This window comes from Sphingomonas sp. (genome assembly GCF_019635455.1).
GTDB lineage: Bacteria > Pseudomonadota > Alphaproteobacteria > Sphingomonadales > Sphingomonadaceae > Sphingomonas.
In genome coordinates, this window is sequence record NZ_JAHBZJ010000004.1 from 129347 (window position 1) to 144288 (window position 14942).

General features: G+C 67.3%; 12 protein-coding genes and 1 tRNA gene. 7 read left to right on the forward strand and 6 right to left on the reverse strand.

The features are described 5' to 3' along the window. Nucleotides 1-67: 67 nt before the first annotated feature. Genes KF783_RS07085 through KF783_RS07100 form a run of 4 tightly spaced genes read right to left on the reverse strand, consistent with a single transcriptional unit; the run spans nt 68 to nt 5882 of the window. Nucleotides 68-1258 carry an acyl-CoA dehydrogenase family protein gene (locus KF783_RS07085; RefSeq protein ID WP_294077750.1) on the reverse strand — a complete coding sequence of 397 codons (1191 nt, stop codon included), beginning with the start codon at nt 1256-1258 and terminating at the stop codon, nt 68-70. Beyond that, nucleotides 1255-2613 carry an amidase family protein gene (locus KF783_RS07090; RefSeq protein ID WP_294077753.1) on the reverse strand — a complete coding sequence of 453 codons (1359 nt, stop codon included), beginning with the start codon at nt 2611-2613 and terminating at the stop codon, nt 1255-1257. Before KF783_RS07090 ends, KF783_RS07085 begins: the two co-directional genes overlap by 4 nt. Next, on the reverse strand, nt 2606-4633 hold the full coding sequence (locus KF783_RS07095) for a 3-hydroxyacyl-CoA dehydrogenase NAD-binding domain-containing protein (protein WP_294077754.1): 2028 nt from the start codon (nt 4631-4633) through the stop codon (nt 2606-2608). The genes KF783_RS07090 and KF783_RS07095 overlap by 8 nt, the downstream gene beginning before the upstream one ends. Before the next feature lie 22 nt (nt 4634-4655). Then, nucleotides 4656-5882 carry a serine hydrolase domain-containing protein gene (locus KF783_RS07100; protein WP_294077756.1) on the reverse strand — a complete coding sequence of 409 codons (1227 nt, stop codon included), beginning with the start codon at nt 5880-5882 and terminating at the stop codon, nt 4656-4658. 191 nt (nt 5883-6073) lie between these two features. On the opposite strand from KF783_RS07100, the gene KF783_RS07105 reads away from it, so the two are divergent. Next, nucleotides 6074-7774 (forward strand): class I adenylate-forming enzyme family protein, encoded by a 1701-nt coding sequence (locus tag KF783_RS07105; RefSeq protein WP_294077958.1) that lies wholly within the window; start codon nt 6074-6076, stop codon nt 7772-7774. Between the two features lie 37 nt (nt 7775-7811). On the opposite strand, the gene KF783_RS07110 is transcribed toward KF783_RS07105, so the two are convergent. Continuing rightward, a complete protein-coding gene (locus KF783_RS07110) occupies nt 7812-9290 on the reverse strand; it encodes a glycerol kinase (protein ID WP_294077758.1) in 1479 nt (492 codons plus the stop codon). Nucleotides 9291-9441: 151 nt separating this feature from the next. Between KF783_RS07110 and KF783_RS07115 the strand changes: the two genes are divergently transcribed. Both KF783_RS07115 and KF783_RS07120 read left to right on the forward strand, forming a co-directional pair. Beyond that, nucleotides 9442-10641: an AI-2E family transporter gene (locus tag KF783_RS07115; protein ID WP_294077960.1), complete on the forward strand. Its 1200-nt coding sequence runs from the start codon at nt 9442-9444 to the stop codon at nt 10639-10641. Nucleotides 10642-10692: 51 nt separating this feature from the next. Then, nucleotides 10693-10769, forward strand: a tRNA-Asp gene (locus tag KF783_RS07120). 14 nt (nt 10770-10783) lie between these two features. On the opposite strand, the gene KF783_RS07125 is transcribed toward KF783_RS07120, so the two are convergent. Next, nucleotides 10784-11281: an Lrp/AsnC family transcriptional regulator gene (locus KF783_RS07125; protein WP_294077760.1), complete on the reverse strand. Its 498-nt coding sequence runs from the start codon at nt 11279-11281 to the stop codon at nt 10784-10786. A 111-nt stretch (nt 11282-11392) separates the two neighbouring features. On the opposite strand from KF783_RS07125, the gene KF783_RS07130 reads away from it, so the two are divergent. From KF783_RS07130 to fumC, 4 genes are all read left to right on the forward strand, one after another. Then, nucleotides 11393-12511 carry a S41 family peptidase gene (locus KF783_RS07130; protein ID WP_294077761.1) on the forward strand — a complete coding sequence of 373 codons (1119 nt, stop codon included), beginning with the start codon at nt 11393-11395 and terminating at the stop codon, nt 12509-12511. A gap of 114 nt (nt 12512-12625) precedes the next feature. Then, nucleotides 12626-12865: a DUF2312 domain-containing protein gene (locus KF783_RS07135; protein ID WP_294077763.1), complete on the forward strand. Its 240-nt coding sequence runs from the start codon at nt 12626-12628 to the stop codon at nt 12863-12865. A gap of 113 nt (nt 12866-12978) precedes the next feature. After that, nucleotides 12979-13305: a heavy metal-binding domain-containing protein gene (locus KF783_RS07140; RefSeq protein WP_294077764.1), complete on the forward strand. Its 327-nt coding sequence runs from the start codon at nt 12979-12981 to the stop codon at nt 13303-13305. 216 nt (nt 13306-13521) lie between these two features. After that, nucleotides 13522-14907, forward strand: a complete 1386-nt coding sequence (gene fumC, locus KF783_RS07145; RefSeq protein WP_294077766.1) for a class II fumarate hydratase — start codon at nt 13522-13524, stop codon at nt 14905-14907. The last annotated feature ends 35 nt before the right edge of the window (nt 14908-14942 follow it).

The window sequence follows — 14942 nt, forward strand, 5'->3', positions numbered from 1 at the left end:
CCGGAATTTACCGCGCCGGCAGCGCGGGTGGTGAAATGAACCCCGGCACGGCGCCGGAGCGGCAAGCTCACGCGCCCGGCAGCTCCAGGATGCGCTTGGCGATGATGTTGAGCTGTACCTCGCTGGTCCCGCCCTCGATCGAATTGGCCTTGGTGCGCAACCATGCGCGCGGCCTGGCACCGCCGTTCGACGCCTCGCTGTCCCATTCCAGCGCGTCGGAGCCGCCACTCGCCATGACCAGTTCGTGGCGGCTCTTGTTCAGCTCGGTGCCGTAATATTTCATCATCGACGGCTGGGCGGGGTGCGCGCGACCGGCCTTCAATTCGTCGATGAAGCGTTCGGACATCGCCGTGAACGCCTTTGACCGCACCTCGAACAGCGCCAGCTGGGCGCGCAGGATCGGATCGGCGAGCCGCCCCTGCGCGTCCAGACCGATGGTGGCAACCGCGCCGTCGATCAGCGGATTGCCGCCGGGCGCCGACAGACCCATGCCGCTGATCATCTCGCGCTCATGGCCGAGCAGATATTTGGCGACGTCCCAGCCCTTGTTCTCGTCATGCACGCGATTCTTCTTCGGCACGCGGACATTGTCGAAAAACGTCTCGCAAAAGGGCGAGTAGCCGCTGATCAGCAGGATCGGCCGCGTCGAGACGCCGGGGCTGTCCATGTCGAACAGGAGGAAGCTGATGCCGCCCTGTTTGCTCTCCTTCGACGTGCGGACGAGGCAGAAGATCCAGTCGGCCTTGTCGGCGTAGCTCGTCCACACCTTTTGCCCGTTGACGATATAATCGTCGCCGTCCGGCACCGCGCTGGTGGCGAGGCCGGCAAGGTCGCTGCCCGCATTCGGTTCGGAATAGCCCTGGCACCAGCGGATTTCGCCGCGCGCGATTTTGGGCAGATGTTCCAGCTTTTGCGCTTCGGTGCCGTATTTCAGCAGCGCCGGGCCAAGCATCGAGATGCCGAAGCTGTTGAGCGGGTTACGGCAGTTGAGCGCCGCCATCTCTTCGCGCAGGATCTTCGTCTCCGCCGGCGACAGGCCGCCGCCGCCATAGGCTTTCGGCCAGTCCGGGACCGTCCAGCCGCGTTCGGCCATCCGGTCCATGTACAGCTTCTGATCGGGATTCGCGCTGTAATCGGCTTTGCGACCGCCCCAATTGGCGTCGCCCTCGCCGCGCATCGGCTCGCGCATCGACGGCGGGACATTCGCCTCCAGCCAGGCGCGCGTGTCCGCGCGGAATTGATCGAGATTTTCGGTCATTCGCTTTCCTCATCGAGCAGATGGGCGATGCGGCGCGCGGCCGCGATCGCAAGGTGGTCCTGATACCGCGCGGCGATCACCTGCGCCCCGGTCGGCAGACCACCGGTAACGCCCACCGGAACGGTGGTCGCGGGCAGGCCGGGATAGGTCGCGATCCCCGCCCAGGTGAGATGGGCGTCATAGGGGGCAGCGACGCCGTCGATATCGAGCGTGCGCTCGCCGGCCGGGCGCGGATCGTGCGGGAATGCCTGGGTCGCGGCCGGTGGCGCGAGCATCAGGTCGATCTGTTCGAACAGGGCCGCCCAGCGCCGCGCGATGCGCGCCTGTTCGTCGCGCATTTCAAGATAGGCCGCCAGGCCGGGCAACGCGCCGTGCGAGGTCGGGTTGGAATAGGCCCAGACGGTCCCCAGCAGCGCCTGATAGGCGTTGTGCTGTCGGTTGAGGTCGGGAAGCGCGGGATGATCGCGCACGATCTCGACCCCGTCGCGGGCCAGCGCCCGCGCCGCGCGCTCGACTCCCTCGGTCACCGCGGTCGCGGTCGGGGCCGCCGGATGGCGCGTCAGGATCAGCGCGCGGCGGACCCGCTCCGATCCGCGCGGCATCGGCCGGTCGGCGAGCAGGTCGAGCAGCATCGGCAAGTCGGCCCCGTGCCGCGCCATCGGGCCGATCACGCCCAGCGGCGGGTCCGCGCCATCGGTGCCGGGCAATCGGTGGCCATATGCGTCCAGCGCGCCCTCGCTCGGCTTGTGACCCCAGACGCCGCAAAAGTGCGCCGGCACACGGATCGACCCGCCGATGTCGCTGCCCAGTTCGATCGGCACGAACCCGGCGGCCAGCGCCGCCGCCGCACCGCCCGAGCTGCCGCCGGGGGTGCGCGTCGCGTCATGGGGATTGCACGTGCGACCATGGACCGGATTGACGCTCTGCCAGTCGCCCAGTGCCTTGGCGACATTGGTCTTGCCCAGGATCACCGCCCCGGCCGCCTTGAGCCGTGCCACCGCGACCGCATCGGATGCGGCGATCGCGTCGGCGGCATGGGGGAAGCCCCAGCTTGTCGGCAGGCCGCCGACGTCGAACGCCTCCTTGACGGTCATCGGCACGCCCAGCAACGGGCGCGTATCGCCCCGCGCCACCGCCCGGTCGGCGGCATCGGCGGCGGTCCGGGCGCGGTCGAAATCGCGGATCACGACGGCGTTGATCGCACCGTCCCCGGCCTCGATCCGGGCGATGGCAAGGTCGCATTGCGCGCGCGCGCTGGTCTCACCGGAGCGGATCGCAGCGGCAATGTCGGTTGCGGACGCGCCGGCCCAGTGGTCGGTTTCCCGAACCAGGGCCGGCGCGTGCGCATCAGCCATTGAAGCGTTCGCCCTTTTCAGCCTTGTCCTTGAGCAACTGCGCGACGTCGAAGCCGTGCTTCTCCAGCCCCGCGACAATGGTCTTCAGGCCCACCGTGTCCGCCCAGAACATCGGGCCGCCGCGATAGACCGGCCAGCCATAGCCATAGATCCACACGACATCGATGTCGCTCGCCCGCTGCGCCATGCCCTCTTGCAGGATCAGCGCGCCTTCATTGACCATCGTGTACAGCGTGCGCTCGATGATTTCCTGGTCGGTCACCTCATGCTGTGGGGTGCCGGTCTTCTTACGGAACTCCTCGATGATCTCGGCGACGCGCGGCGAGGGCGAGGGGTTGCGCTTGTCGTCATAGTCGTAAAAGCCCGCCTTGGTCTTCTGGCCCCAGCGCTTTTCGGCGGCGAGCGCGTCGCGGATGCTCTCGATCCGCGTCGGATCGCGGTGCCAGCCAATATCGACGCCCGCCAGGTCGCTCATCTGGAACGGCCCCATCGGCATCCCGAACGCGACATGCACCCGATCGATCTGCTCCGGAGTCGCGCCCTCCATCAGCAGCTTCATCGCCTCGACCTGACGCGGCATCAGCATGCGATTGCCGATAAAGCCGTGGCACACGCCCGCGACCACCGCGACCTTCCGGATCTTCTTGGCGACGTCCATGACGGTCGCCAGCACGTCCTTGTCGGTCTTGGCCCCGCGCACCACTTCGAGCAGCTTCATGACGTTGGCGGGGGAGAAGAAGTGCATGCCGACCACATCGCCCGGCCGGCTGGTCGATGCCGCGATCTCGTCGATGTTCAGATAGCTGGTGTTCGACGCCAGGATCGCGCCCGGCTTGCAGATGGTGGAGAGCTTGCCGAAAATGTCCTTCTTGACGTCCATATTCTCATAGACCGCCTCGATCACCAGGTCGCAATCGGCCAGGTCATCCATGCTCAGCGTCGGGGTCAGCAGGCCCATCGCGCCTTCGACCTGTTCGGCGGTCATCCGGCCCTTGGCGGCGCTCGCCTCGTAATTCTTGCGCATCACGCCGGTGCCGCGATCGAGCGCTTCCTGCTGCATCTCGACGATCGTCACCGGAATGCCGGCGGACAGGAAATTCATCGAAATGCCGCCGCCCATCGTGCCGGCGCCGATCACCCCGACCTTGCTGATCGGGCGCAGCTTGGTATCCTCCGGCACGTCATCGATCTTCGACGCCTTGCGCTCGGCAAAGAAGATGTGGCGCATCGCCGCGCTCTGGGTCCCCATGATCAGCTTCATGAAACCCGCACGCTCGCGCTGCACGCCCTCGGCATAGGGCTTGTCGGCCGTTTCCTCGATCACCGCGATGATTTCGGCCGGTGCGTCGAAGCCGCGGAACCGCTTGGCGTTCGTCTTGCGGAATTCGTCGAACACGCCCGCTTCGACCGTCACCGGCTTTTCGCTGGCGCGCGGCAGGGGGCGGGTGTCGGCGATGTCGTTGGCAAAGGCGATGGCGTCGGCGGTCAGGCTGTCCTCACCGGCGAGCCGATCGACCAGTCCCGCCGCCTGCGCATTCTTCGCGCTGATCGGATCGCCCTTCGCCGCCATTTCGAGCGCCAGCCGCACCCCCGCGACGCGCGGCAGCCGCTGGGTCCCGCCGGCCCCCGGCAGGATGCCCAGCTTTACCTCGGGCAGGCCGAATTTCGCCGACGGAACCGCGATCCGGTAATGGCATGCCAGCGCGACCTCGCACCCGCCGCCCAGCGCGGTGCCATGGACCGCCGCGACCACCGGCTTCTCGCTCGCTTCGATCGTATCGACCAGGACGGGAAGCCCCGGCTCCTGCATCGGCTTGCCGAATTCGGTGATGTCGGCGCCGGCGAAGAAGGTGCGCCCCTCGCACCGGATGACCGCCGCCTTCAGGCTGTCGTCGCCGTTCAGTTCCCTGATCGCCGCGTCCAGCCCCTGCCGGACCGCCGCGCCCAGCGCGTTCACCGGCGGGTTGTTGGAGGTGATGACCAGGACATCGCCCTGGCGTTCGGTGGTGATGACGGACACGTGCTTCTCCAGTTTGTGCGCTTCAGACGAGCGCAGAATAGATCATCGTCTTGAGCTCGCGCCGGATCGGGTACAGGCCCGAGGGCGAAAGCTGGGTCATGAATATCATCGTGATACGCTCGACCGGATCGACGAAAAAGGCGGTCGAGAACATCCCGCCCCAATAGAATTCGCCGACCGATCCGGGAATCATCGACTTCGCGACGTCCATATTGACCGCGAAGCCCAGGCCAAAGCCGGTGCCGGCATTCTGCGTCTCGCTGAACAGCGAGCGCGACATCGACGACAGGTCGGCGCCGCCCGGCAAATGGTTCATCACCATCAGGTCGAGCGTCTTGCGCCCGATGATCCGGACTCCGTCCAGCGCGCCGCCATTGAGCAGCATGGTGCAGAAGCGATGATAGTCGAGCGCGGTCGAGACCAGCCCGCCGCCGCCCGACAACAGGGTCGGTCGCTGGCTCCACGCCGATTTCGCGCCCGGATCGTGCATCACCCGTGCGCCCTGCGCAAAGGTGTAACAGTCGGTCAGCCGGTCGATCTTGTCCTGCGGCACCCAGAACCCGGTATCGCGCATGCCCAGCGGACCGAACACGCGGGTTTCGAACGCCTGGTCAAGCGGCATTCCGGTGATCCGTTCGATCACCGCCCCCAGCACGTCGGTCGAAACCGAATAGTTCCATGCGGTTCCGGGCGAGAATTCGAGCGGCAGCTTTCCCAGCGCGGCGATGAATCCGTTCAGGTCCAGATGGCCGTGCCAGCTCTCGATACGACCGGCCCGATAGGCGGCGTCGATATTGCCGCGATTCTGAAAGCTGTATGTCAGGCCCGACGTGTGCCGCAACAGATCGATCATGCGCATCGGCGTATCGGTCGGCCGGGTGACGAACGGTACGCCGCCGCCGCCGCCATCATAGACGCCCAGGCCCCTGAATTCGGGCAGCACATGATGGACCGGCGTGTCGAGCGCGACGCGCCCTTCCTCGACAAGCTGCATGAACACGATCGAGGTGACCGGCTTCGTCATCGACGCGATGCGAAAGATCGAACCGTCATCGACCGTCGCACCGTCTTCGCGGGCCGGACCCTGATGACTGAAATGCGCGATTCGCCCGTCGCGCGCGATCAGCAGCTGGGCGTTGGGCAGCTTGCCCGAATCGAGATATCGTTCGCGCACCAGCGCATCGATCGCGATCAGCCGGTCGGCGTCGAACCCCGATTCGGCGGGCGTTGCGAAGCTGGGGGCGTCCATACCTTTGGTTCGAATCCTCTCGCGATGCGCCGGGGTGCGGCGTCGCTTCCCTATTGCGTTGAGCGGCGTATGAATCAAGAATAACATGCACGACGGGGCGGTGGAAACGCCAAACCCGAAATTCAACAAAGCTGGAGAGATGCCCCTTGGCCGCCGAACCGCTCATTCCGCTCGATCCCGCATGGCCGCGCATGTCGCTGGCTCAGGCGCAGGCGCTGATGACCGCGCCGGGACAGAAGTTCGAGATGGCCGAAGTGGCGATCCGCGGCGTCCCGACGCGGGTGTGGAAGAACGCGCCGCCGCACCTCGCCGCGCTGGTCGAATTCTCGCGCCAATATGGCGATCGCGTCTTCACCATCTATGAGGATGAGCGGGTCACGTTCGAGGCGAATTATCGCGCCATCGCCGCGCTCGCCGACCGACTGCGCGAAATGGGGGTGGGGAAGGGCGATCGCGTCGCGCTGGCGATGCGCAACCTGCCCGAATGGCCCGTGATCTTCTTTGCAGCGGTCAGCATCGGCGCCATCCTGGTCCCGCTCAACGCATGGTGGACCAGCGGCGAGCTCGACTATGGCCTGCGCGATTCGGGAACCAGCGTGCTGTTCGTCGATGGCGAGCGCTATGCGCGGATGGCGGACATGCTGGGCGATCTCCCCGATCTGCGGCGGGTGATCGTCAGCCGGTGTCGTGGCGACCTGCCCGACGGCGTGCTGCGGCTGGAGGATATGATCGGCGCGCCGGGCGACTGGGCGGCGCTGCCCGACGCGGCGCTGGTCGCAGATCCCACGCTGGCAAGCGACGATGATGCGACGATCTTCTACACCAGCGGCACGACCGGAAATCCGAAGGGCGCGCTCGGCACGCATCGCAACCTTGCGACCAATATCATGTCGGGCGGATATGCCGGCGCCCGCTCGTACCTGCGGCGTGGCGAGATGCCGCCCGAACTGACGCCCAAGACCGGGCTGCTGGTGATCCCGCTGTTCCACGTCACCGCCTGTTCGGCCAGCCTGATGGGAACGGTCGCGGCGGGCAATACTGTCGTCTTCATGCGCAAATGGGATCCGGTTCAGGCGATGGAGATCATCCAGCGCGAAAAGGTGGCGCTCACCGGCGGCGTCCCGACGATCGCGTGGCAACTGCTGGAACATCCCGATCGCGACAAGTACGATCTCTCCAGCCTGGAGGCGATCGCCTATGGCGGCGCGCCGTCGGCGCCCGAACTGGTCAAGCGGATCTACACCGAATTCGGTGCGCTGCCCGGCAATGGCTGGGGCATGACGGAAACCATGGCGACGGTGACCAGCCATTCGTCGGAGGATTATCTCAATCGCCCGACCAGCGCCGGGCCGCCGGTGCCGGTGGCGGACCTGAAGATCATGGACGCCGATGGCGCGCGCGAACTGCCGGTGGGAGAGGTCGGCGAACTATGGGCCAAGGGGCCGATGATCGTGAAGGGCTATTGGAACAAGCCGGAGGCGACGGCCGAGTGTTTCCGCGACGGCTGGGTCCGTACCGGCGACCTGGCGAAGCTGGACGAGGAGGGGTTTCTCTATATCGTCGATCGCGCCAAGGACATCATCATCCGGGGCGGTGAGAACATCTATTCGTCAGAGGTGGAGGACGTGCTCTACGCGCATCCGGCGGTCACCGATGCGGCACTGATCGGCATCCCCCACCGCACATTGGGCGAGGAACCCGCCGCCGTCGTCCACCTCGCCCCGGGCAGACAGGCGAGCGAGGCCGAGCTTCAGGCGTGGGTCCGCGACCGGCTCGCCGGGTTCAAGGTCCCGGTCGCGATCCGCTTCGTTCCCGAAACCCTGCCCCGCAACGCCAATGGCAAGATCCTGAAAAAGGACCTGAAGAGCCTGTTCGAGGAGGAGCGCGCCTGACAGGCGGATCAGGCGCCGGAGCGCGGCTTCCGGCGGGTCACGCCGCCGGCGGGACGGACGGCAGAGCACGCTGGATCGCCCGTTCCCAGCCGGTAAGCCGCGCCCGTCGTGTCGCGTCGTCGATCGCCGGTTCGAACGTCTCGATCGCACCGCGCATCGCCGTGGCCTCCGCCAGCCCCGCGAACATGCCGCAGCCGACCCCGGCCAGCATCGCCGCGCCCAGCGCGGTGGTCTCCGCGAAGCGCGGCCGCTCCACCGTCACATTCAGCATGTCGGCCAGATCCTGCGCCATCCAGTCGTTGGCGACCATCCCGCCATCGATCCGCAGGCGCGACCAGTCGCACCCGTCGGCGGCGAACGCGGTCTTCAGATCGTGGCTTTGATGCGCCATCGATTCGAGTGCTGCGCGGACGATATGGGCGCGGGTTGACGCCAGGCTAAGGCCGGCGATCTCCCCGCGCGCGGCCGGCTCCCACCACGGCGCCCCCAGTCCCGACAGCGCCGGGATGAAGGTGACGCCGCCGCTGTCCGGCACCGATCGGGCCAGCGCCTCTGTCTCCGCCGCCTCGCCGATCAGGCCGAGCGAATCGCGCAGCCATTTGATCAGGCTGCCCGCGACGAACACCGACCCCTCGATCGCATAGGTGCGGCGCCCGTCCATCTGCCAGAGCACGGTCGACAGCAGCCGGTTCCGCGAGGCCGGCTGGCGCGGGCCGGCATTGGTGAGCACGAACGCGCCCGTGCCATAGGTCGCCTTGGTATCGCCGGGCGCAAGGCAGGATTGGCCGATCGTCGCCGCCTGCTGGTCGCCGGCCATGCCGCAGATCGGAATCCGCCCCCCGAACATCGTCGTTTCGCCGAACCGTCCCGCGCAATCGACGATTTCGGGCAGGGCGGCGCGCGGCGCGCCGAACAGATCGACCAGCCCGTCGCTCCATGCCCCGCTGCCCAGTCCCATCAGCAGCGTGCGCGACGCGTTGGTCGCATCGGTCACGTGCAGGCCGCCGGTCAGCTTCCACACCAGCCAGCTTTCGACCGTGCCGATCGCCAGCCGGTCGCCCGCCGCGCGCAATTGCGGCCAGTTTGCCATCGCCCAGGCGATCTTGGTGCCGCTGAAATAGGGATCGAGCAACAGCCCGGTTCGCGCCTGAACGCCCGGCTCCTCGCCCGCCTCCTTCAGCGTGCGGCACAGATCGGCGCTGCGGCGATCCTGCCACACGATCGCGGGTGCGAGCGGCGCGCCGGTCGCCCGGTCCCAGAACACAACCGTTTCGCGCTGGTTGGTGATACCGATCGCGGCGATCCGCTCCGCACCGCCCGCCCGCTCCACCATCGCCCGCGTGCAGGCGAGCGTCGCGGTCCAGATTTCCGCCGCGTCATGCTCGACCAGCCCGGGGGCGGGATAATGTTGTGACAGCAGTTCCGATCGACTGCCGAGGCAGCGTCCGTCGGCCGCGAACAGCATCGCGCGGGTCGAGGTCGTTCCCTCGTCGATGACCAGCAGAGTCTCTCCCATGGCCCCACGTTAGCCGGGATTACAAGCGCCGCAAATCGCGCTAGGATTCGTCGCAGAAAGGCAGGCACGGGTGGACGAGGGATTGAGGACGGGTGGCGGCGATGGCGGCGCAACCGGCGATGGCGGGACAGCCACGCCCGCACCCGGGCGCATGCACACGACCCCGCCGCTGCCCGCCGACGCGACCGATCCGGAAAGCGAGAACCGCCGCGACCGCCTGCTCGCCGGGCTGACACTCATGTTCGGGGTGGCGCTCGTCCTGCTGGTGCCGTTCGCGCTCAAGGAGGGATCGCCCTTCTTCCTGCCGCTCACCGCTGCGATCGTCATCGCCATCGCGCTGGTGCCGGTGCTCGAATGGCTGGAGCGGCACCGCGTCCCCGCGCCGCTCGCCGCGCTGACCTGCGTGGTGCTGTTCCTTACTGCGGCGAATGCGGCGCTGGCGTCGATCGTCGTCCCCGCCTGGGGATGGGTGTCGATCCTTCCCGAGCGGATCGACAATATCCAATCGAACGTGAAGCCGCTGATCGACTTTTACGCGAACCTCGAATCCTTTGTGAACAAGGTGATTCAGGAGCTTGCCTCGTCGCGTCCGATCCAGCCGGCCGCCGCCGCCGCCGAATCGCCGCCGCGTTCGATCCTCGAGCTGTTCGCGACCTCCGCGCCGACCGCGTTCATCGAGATGTTCTTCGCGATCCTCGTCATCTTCTTCTTCCTGTCGGGCTGGACCCGGCTGCGGCGCAAGGCGATCACCAGCCGCACCAGCTTTGGCGGGGCGATGGCGACCGCGCGGGTCATCCAGGATGTGGTCGATGACACCTCCGCCTATCTCGGCACGATCACCGCGATCAACGTGTCGCTGGGGCTGGTCGTGGCGGGGGCGCTGTGGCTGATCGGCATGCCGACGCCGTTGATGTGGGGCGGCATCGTCGCGTTGCTCAACTATATCCCGTATCTTGGACCGATCCTCGCCAGCGCGCTGCTGGCGCTGGGCGGGCTGATGACCTTTGACGATGTCTGGACCGCGCTTCTCCCCGCCGCGATCATGATCGGGCTGCACCTGGTCGAGGCGAATTTCGTCACCCCGCTGGTGGTCGGGCGGCGGCTGACCATCAATCCGATCCTGATCCTTATCTCGCTTTCCTTCTGGGGGTGGGTCTGGGGGACGCCCGGCGCGCTGATGGCGGTGCCGCTGCTCATCATCATTCAGACGGTGCTGAACGCCGCGGGCAAGCCCGACATTGCCGGTTTCCTGTTCGAACACGGCACGCTGGTGGCCGGTGCCGGCCCGTTGCCGCCACGCCCCGCTGCCGATCGCGAAACGGTTGTTGACAGCCCCGAACCGCCCGTCTAGGTGCCGCGCTCTCGCAAGGGACTGTGCCGGCCACCGGCGCTCAAGGAAGCTGCGGGTGTAGCTCAGTTGGTTAGAGCGCCGGCCTGTCACGCCGGAGGTCGCGGGTTCGAGCCCCGTCACTCGCGCCACCTTTCCCGGGTGGCTATGTCGGCGATGTTCCGCCCGTTCCTGCCGCAGCCAGCGCCACCGCCGAACTCTGTTTGTGTACGCGCTTGACGAAGCTCGTCTCGTACCGGCGCACCGCCGGATCGCGCTCCAGCAACCGATCGGTCAGCGCGTTGTAATCGTCCATGTCGCGCGCGCAGATCAGCACCGCCAGATCGTCGGCGCCCGCGACGTCGAGCAGCATCTGAACCTCCGGCGTGCCGGCCAGCTTCGCGCGCAGCGCGGCGATCCCGCGCTCCTCGGCATGTTCGTGAACCTGAACCCGCACCAGCGCGCGCAGTCGCCCGGCAGTCAGCCCCGGCGCCGGCACCGCGACATCGGCGGCGATCCACCCCTCTGCGCGCAACCGCCGCACGCGTCGCGTCACCGCCGATGGCGACAGCGGTACATGCCGTGCCAGTTCCTCCGCAGTCGCCAGCGCGTCCGCCTGAAGCAGGTCGAGCAGCCGGAGGTCGAAATCGTCTAGCTTGGCCATGGGCGGCGCAACCGGGTCCTTCTTTGCCGAAATTCGGCACATAGCCGGGCTGCTTCGACTGCAAAAGGCGTATTGGTCAGCTATAACACGCGGCGCAGACAAGGAGGTCCCATGACGACGCGTTTTCTGGCCGCCGCCGCGATGGCGATGGCCGCCCCGCTCACCATGGCGCAAACCGCGCCGCAGCCGGTGCCGGCTCAGGCGCCGCCCTTCACTCCCGCAATCGGGAAGGAGGCGGTTCGTCAGCTTGCGCAGGAGATCGAGGATAATTTCGTCTTCCCCGATGTCGCCAGGCGCTACGCGGCGCGACTGCGCGAGCGGCTCGCGGCGGGTGCCTATGATTCGCCCGCCGACGCGCTCGCGCTCGCGAAGCAGGTGACCGACGACCTTCAGGCGGTCGCGCCCGATGGTCACCTCAAGATGATCGCGCCCGGCGCCGGCATCCGGCCGGGACCGGGGCAGGGGCCTGCGGGCGGTGGGCCGGCGCCCCGAATGCCGATGCCGCCGATGATGGAACAGGCCGGCTGGATCGCGCCGGGCATCGCCTATGTGCGCTTCAACGCCTTCATGGGCGACCCGCAGGTGCTGAAGGACTTCGCCGCGTTTCTCGACCAGACCGAGGGCGCCCGGGCGTTGATCATCGACGCGCGCACCCATCGCGGCGGCGGGCTGAAGGAGATGGACGTGCTGTTCCCGCGCATCTTCGCCACGCCGCAGACGGTGATGGTCATGGATACGCGCGCGTCTGTCGCGGAGCGGGGTGGCCCGCTCCCCTTCGCATCGCTGGTCAAGGTCGATGCTCCGAAGGATCTGGCACGTACCGAACATCGCGTGACCCCCGCCACGCCGGCGACCGCGTGGGCGAAAACGAAAATCTATTACCTGACCTCGCCGCGCACCGCATCGGCGGCCGAGCATCTGGCGACCGTGTTCAAGGGGACCGGTCGCGCGACGCTGGTGGGCGGCACCACCGCAGGGGCGGGCCATTATGGCGGGACACTGGAACTGCCCGGCGGCTTCGCGGCGTTCATCCCGTTCGGGAACAGCTATTTCCCCGGCGGCAAGAGCTGGGAACAGGTCGGCGTGAAACCCGATATCGAGGTTGCGCCGGAACGGGCGCTGGTCGAGGTGCTGACGCGCGAAGGCGTGGCGCCGGCCGAGGCCGAGACGCTGTCCGCGACACACAAGCCGAGCGGGTCGATGGAGCGGCGCCAGCCCGGCCGCACCTGATCGGGGCGGAGCGGGGCGGCGATGCGCGGGCTATCCACAAGGATCCGCCGCGCTGCCCTTGCGCTCGCCCGCCCAGCCGTTAGACGCGCCCGTTCACCATAGCGGGAGCAAGACATGAGCGACTCGATTTCGGCCGAGCAGCTGCGCCTTCTGATCGAGCGGATCGAGCGGCTGGAAGAGGAAAAGAAGGGCATCGCGGACGACATCAAGGATGTCTATGCGGAGGCCAAGGCGACCGGGTTCGATGCGAAGATCATGCGTACCATCATCCGCCTGCGGAAGATGGAGAAGCATCAGCTGGACGAGCAGGACGCACTTCTCGAAACCTATCGCGCCGCGCTCGGCATGGCCTGATCGCAGCGACCTTCCGTCGCCCCGGCCCTGGGCCGGGGTGACGCATGCCGGGGAGCGATCGACTCAGCCGCCCCCCGCCGGCTAGAATGCCCCCGACCCAGGGAGGCTGATCCATGATCCTGACGACTACCAGCACCGTCGATGGCCATGCCGTCACCCGCTATCACGGCATCGTGACGGCAGAGGTGATCATCGGCGCGAACATCTTCCGCGATCTGTTCGCCGGCATCCGCGACATCGTCGGCGGGCGATCGGGCAGTTATGAGCGACCGCTCAAGGAAGCGCGCAAGACCGCGCTGGAGGAGCTGAAGGACGAGGCGCGCGCGATGGGCGCGAACGGCGTCATCGGCATCGATTTCGATTATGAGGTGATCGGCCAGGGCGGATCGATGCTCATGGTTTCGGCGAGCGGCACGGCGGTGACGGTCAGCGGCGTCTGATCCACCTGGTCGCGGTGGCAATGCGACCGATCTGCTTGCACCCGTCGCCCGGGTGGTCAGGCCGGGCAAGGCCGTTCGGGAGCGGGCGGGGGCCGGAGACGCGGCCGGTTGTCGCCCGTGATCCGGCCCCGTGCTCGACCAGCGATGCCCGTGCGCGACTGAAGATAAGCGCCGTGGCGCGTGCCGCGCACCGGCAAGGAAGTCAGGAGTCCTCCCATGTCCGAAACCCGTACCGAAACCGATTCGATCGGCGCGATCGAGGTTCCCGCCGACGCCTATTGGGGCGCACAGACCCAGCGGAGCATCGAGAATTTTCCATTCGGCGCGACCGAGCGGATGCCGATCGGCATCGTCCATGCCCTCGCGCTGGTGAAGCAGGCGGCGGCGCGGGTAAATCGCCGGCATGGGCTGGACGCGATGCTCGCCGATGCGATCGAGGCGGCGGCGCAGGAGGTGGCGGCGGGCAGGCTGGACGATCAGTTCCCGCTGGTCATCTGGCAGACCGGCAGCGGCACCCAAAGCAACATGAACGTGAACGAAGTGATCGCCGGCCGCGCGAACGAGATGCTGACCGGGCGGCGCGGCGGCAAATCGCCGGTCCATCCCAACGATCATGTGAATATGAGCCAGTCGTCGAACGACAGCTTTCCGACGGCGCTGCACGTCGCGACCGTGATCGCGGCGAAACGCGACCTGTTGCCCGCGCTCGACCGGTTGACGGCGGCGTTGCTCGACAAGGCAAAAGCGTGGGACGGCATCGTCAAGATCGGGCGCACGCATCTTCAGGATGCGACGCCGATCACGCTGGGGCAGGAATTTTCCGGCTATTATGCGCAGCTCCGGCTGGCACGGGTGCGGACGGTGCCGATCCTCGATCAGGCGCTGACCCGACTGGCGCAGGGCGGCACTGCGGTCGGCACCGGGCTGAACGCGCCCGAGGGGTTCGCGGTCGATATGGCGACCGCGCTTTCCGATCTGACCGGCATCGGCTTCGAAACCGCACCGAACAAGTTCGAGGCGCTGGCCTCGAACGACACGCTGGTCGATTTCGCGGGCCGCTTGTCGAGCCTTGCGGTTGCGCTGACGAAGATCGCCAACGACATCCGCCTGCTCGGCTCCGGCCCGCGTTCGGGCCTGGGCGAACTGGAACTTCCGGCCAATGAACCGGGCAGTTCGATCATGCCCGGCAAGGTCAATCCGACCCAGTGCGAGATGCTGACCATGGTCGCCGCACAGGTGATCGGCAACCATCAGGCGGTGACCGTCGGCGGGATGCAGGGGCATCTGGAACTCAATGTGTTCAAACCGATGATCGGCGCGGCCGTGCTCCGCTCGATCCATCTGCTCAGCGTCGGGATGCAGAGCTTCGCGGCGCGCTGCGTCGAGGGCCTGGAGGCGAATGAGCAGCGGATCGCGGAGCTGGTCGCGCGTTCGCTGATGCTCGTCACCGCGCTTGCGCCCGAAATCGGCTATGACAATGCCGCCAGGATCGCGAAGACCGCGCACGAACAGGGACTGACCCTGCGCGAGGCGGGGCTGAAGCTGGGGCTGGTCGATGCGGCCACCTTTGACCGCGTGGTGCGCCCCGAATCGATGATTTGATCGGCGGATCACGGAACCCGGACGGGCGTTGCGCT

Excerpts from the sequence above, each read along its gene's own strand:
- KF783_RS07085 (WP_294077750.1), bottom strand. The coding sequence starts at position 1,258 with ATGACCGAAAATCTCGATCAATTCCGCGCGGACACGCGCGCCTGGCTG.
- KF783_RS07090 (WP_294077753.1), bottom strand. The coding sequence starts at position 2,613 with ATGGCTGATGCGCACGCGCCGGCCCTGGTTCGGGAAACCGACCACTGG.
- KF783_RS07100 (WP_294077756.1), bottom strand. The coding sequence starts at position 5,882 with ATGGACGCCCCCAGCTTCGCAACGCCCGCCGAATCGGGGTTCGACGCC.
- KF783_RS07105 (WP_294077958.1), top strand. The coding sequence starts at position 6,074 with ATGTCGCTGGCTCAGGCGCAGGCGCTGATGACCGCGCCGGGACAGAAG.
- KF783_RS07110 (WP_294077758.1), bottom strand. The coding sequence starts at position 9,290 with ATGGGAGAGACTCTGCTGGTCATCGACGAGGGAACGACCTCGACCCGC.
- KF783_RS07115 (WP_294077960.1), top strand. The coding sequence starts at position 9,442 with ATGCACACGACCCCGCCGCTGCCCGCCGACGCGACCGATCCGGAAAGC.
- KF783_RS07125 (WP_294077760.1), bottom strand. The coding sequence starts at position 11,281 with ATGGCCAAGCTAGACGATTTCGACCTCCGGCTGCTCGACCTGCTTCAG.
- KF783_RS07130 (WP_294077761.1), top strand. The coding sequence starts at position 11,393 with ATGACGACGCGTTTTCTGGCCGCCGCCGCGATGGCGATGGCCGCCCCG.
- KF783_RS07135 (WP_294077763.1), top strand. The coding sequence starts at position 12,626 with ATGAGCGACTCGATTTCGGCCGAGCAGCTGCGCCTTCTGATCGAGCGG.
- KF783_RS07140 (WP_294077764.1), top strand. The coding sequence starts at position 12,979 with ATGATCCTGACGACTACCAGCACCGTCGATGGCCATGCCGTCACCCGC.
- fumC (WP_294077766.1), top strand. The coding sequence starts at position 13,522 with ATGTCCGAAACCCGTACCGAAACCGATTCGATCGGCGCGATCGAGGTT.